This window comes from Bifidobacterium aerophilum, assembly GCF_010667685.1.
In the GTDB taxonomy this organism is placed as follows: domain Bacteria; phylum Actinomycetota; class Actinomycetes; order Actinomycetales; family Bifidobacteriaceae; genus Bifidobacterium; species Bifidobacterium aerophilum.
This window is the reverse complement of sequence record NZ_WHZW01000043.1, coordinates 1-2,974: the sequence shown is the minus strand read 5'-3', so window position 1 is coordinate 2,974 and position 2,974 is coordinate 1. Positions and strand designations below refer to the sequence as shown.

3 protein-coding genes are annotated in these 2,974 nt (G+C 58.6%); all 3 read left to right on the top strand.

The window, feature by feature from the left end; translation table 11 throughout:
- Positions 1–137 precede the first annotated feature (137 nt).
- The 3 genes from GFD25_RS11865 (at position 138) to GFD25_RS11855 (ending at position 2,772) form a co-directional block, all read left to right on the top strand.
- The gene (locus GFD25_RS11865; RefSeq protein ID WP_163233089.1) at positions 138–1,118 is read left to right on the top strand and encodes a hypothetical protein; all 981 of its coding nucleotides are present in this window, start codon (positions 138–140) and stop codon (positions 1,116–1,118) included.
- A gap of 161 nt (positions 1,119–1,279) precedes the next feature.
- Positions 1,280–2,287, top strand: coding sequence for a hypothetical protein (locus GFD25_RS11860; protein WP_239512568.1), 1,008 nt, complete (start codon positions 1,280–1,282; stop codon positions 2,285–2,287).
- A gap of 140 nt (positions 2,288–2,427) precedes the next feature.
- Positions 2,428–2,772, top strand: coding sequence for a hypothetical protein (locus tag GFD25_RS11855; RefSeq protein WP_163233087.1), 345 nt, complete (start codon positions 2,428–2,430; stop codon positions 2,770–2,772).
- Positions 2,773–2,974: the final 202 nt, after the last annotated feature.

Below are 2,974 nucleotides of genomic sequence, written 5' to 3'. Positions count from 1 at the left end.
TCCCTCGTGATGTCATACCTCGGCGTACACATACCACCATCATGTCACCAAAGCACCATAGAGTAAACACACCCTAGACTATGCCACATTGCCCCGATCGTGTTCGGGGGAGTGCGAAGCGGAAACAGGAGAACATGATGAGCGAAGAAACGAAGAACACTCCCGGCCCCGACGAGTCCCTCGCCGGGGCCAAGGGTGTTGGTCGTCCGAAGTGGCTGATCCCGACGATCGCGGGCGTCTGCGTCGTGGCCTTGGTCGCGGGCGGCGTGGCCGCGTACCGCGTGCATGAGGATAACGCGTTCAAGGCGGCGCAGACGGCTTGTAATGAGGCTTCCGACGGTCTTCGTACCAGGGTGAACGAGTGGAATGCGCTCGTGAACGGCGATGCGGCCACCGCATCCGAAGTGTCCAAGGACAAGGTTATGGACGCGAAGGTTCTCGACACGTTGAAGAGCGAACTGGACGCGAAGACCCCTGCGGCCGCATACTGCACGGCGGATTCCAGGGCTGAATTGGATGAGGCGGCCAAGACGATTGATGCGAACGCGGACTGGTATAAGACGCACACATCAAGTCTTCAAAAGGCCGTGGATGCGGTGAATAAGAGCGTCGACGCCAAAACGTTGAAGGACGCGCAGGACGCGTTGAAGAAGAAGGTTGACGAGGCGAGGAAGCTCCTTGATTCGTCCAAGGACAAGGTGCAGGACGATAAGACCCGCGATGCATTGTCCAAGCTCATCAACCAGGCCGGCAAGGACGTCAAGGACGCGAAGACCGCGGGTGAGTTGAAGTCGAAGCTCGAGACCGCGATGAAAACCGTCAACGACAGCATGACCGCCAAGAAGAAGGCCGATGAGGAAGCCAAAGCCAAGGCCGAAGCCGAAGCGGCAGCCCAGGCGCAGCAGTCGTACACTCCCTCCTACCAGTATTCGGGATCCGGATACGGATACTCCAACGGGAACGGGTATACAGGCGGTGGAAACACTTCAGGTGGAACATCCCAGGGAGGAGGAACCGCCACCAAGCCGAAAAAGGAATTCGGCTACAGCAACGGAACCGATGATTATGATCCCAATCTTGCAGGAACTATTTGTCCTGAGTCTGTGTGTGGCGTCTGATTCCTGATTTCTCCTGTTATTCCGCTTCTTCGCCAGGTCCCCGATCATGCTTGTCATGGTCGGGGCCTTTCTCATATTCGTCTATGGAATCTGACTAGACTATGCCACATTGCCCCGAAACATGGGTTTGGGGGAGTGCGAAGCGGAAACAGGAGAACATGATGAGCGAAGAAGTGAAGAACACTCCCGGCCCCGACGACACCCTCGCCGGGGCGACGGGCGCAGGTCGCCCGAAGTGGCTGATCCCGACGATCGCGGGCGTCTGCGTCGTGGCCTTGGCCGTGGGCGGCGTTATCGGCTATCGCGTGCATGAGAGCAAGGCGTTCGCCGAGGCCCGGGCGGCATGCAACGAGGCGTCGGATGCGCTGCGCGGCGAGGTGAACGAGTGGAATGCGCTGGTGAACGGGGATGCGGCCACCGCATCCGAGGTGACGGTCAAGCAGGTCGCCGACTCCAAGGTGCTCGACGCGTTGAAGAGCGCACTGGACGCGAAGACCCCGACCGCCGCGTACTGCACGGCCGAGTCCAAGGGTGAACTGGATGAGGCGGCCAAGACCATCGCGTCGAACGCGGACTGGTACGAGAAGCATGCGAAATCGCTCCAGTCCGCCGTGGATGATGTCAACAAGAGCATTGATGCCAAGACATTGAAGGATGCGCAGGACGCGCTGAAGAAGAAGATCGACGAGGCGAGGAAGCTCCTGAACGACTCCAAGGACAAGGTCGCCGACGGCAAGACCCGCGACGCATTGTCCAAGCTCATCGACCAGGCCGGCAAGAATGTCACGGATGCGAAGACCGCCGACGATTTGAAGTCAAAGCTCGAAAAGGCGATGAAGACCGTCAACGATTCGGTCAACGCGAAGAAGAAGGCCGATGAGGAGGCCAAAGCCAAGGCCGAAGCCGAAGCCGCCGCCCAGGCACAGGCCCAGGCGCAGCAGTCGTACACGCCCTCCTACCAGTATTCGGGATCCGGATACGGATACTCGAACAACAACGGAGGATCCGGATACACCGGAGGCGGCAACACTTCGGGCGGAACGTCCCAGGGAGGCGGAACCTCCTCTAAGCCGAAGAAGGAATTCGGCTACAGCAGCGGAACCGGAGAATCCTATGACGGACATTCTAACGCCGGAACTATTTGCCCTGAGTCCGTGTGTGGCGTCTGATTCCTGACCGCTCCCGTTATTCCGCTTCCGAAAGACCCCGATCATGCCCGTCATGGTCGGGGTCTTCTCGTATCCGCCGATGGTGATTGCCGGATCCGCAGGACGCATGGGATGATATGACCGTCAGGGAGGTTTTGTTTATGACCGGAATACGTCTGATCACATCGTTCGGGCTGACCGGATCATCGTTCGGTTCCTTGGATGAGGTATGCGATCATCTTCGCCGAGCTCTGAAAGGGCATCATGTGGATAATATCCGGGTGTATCCGGATGAGGGTCGGGTGCATGTGGAATTCACCGTGGAGGCATCCGGCTTCAACGATGCGAACGTGCGCAGCGGCAGGATCCTGTTGCAATCGTTGAATGAGACGGGGATCGATGTAGGCGATCCGGAGGATATCGATAGGGTCGCGACTCTGGACGAGCTGAACGACGCGAACGAGAACCGTCTTCTCGACCAGTCCCGGCGGCTCCTTTTCGCCTGAACGCCGGTTGTCCGGGAAAGAATAATGGCCCGACCGCTGTCGGATCCTTTCGGATCCAGTCGGGTGGGCACTGTTGTGATCCATTATCCCGATCAATGTCAGGAAGTCAAGCCCCGCTTCCGCCATGACCGTGTTTGCTGTTCTGATGGAGGGGTGGGAATAGTTAGAGGCTTCTAGGCAGAATGGGTGGTGCCTAAACCTA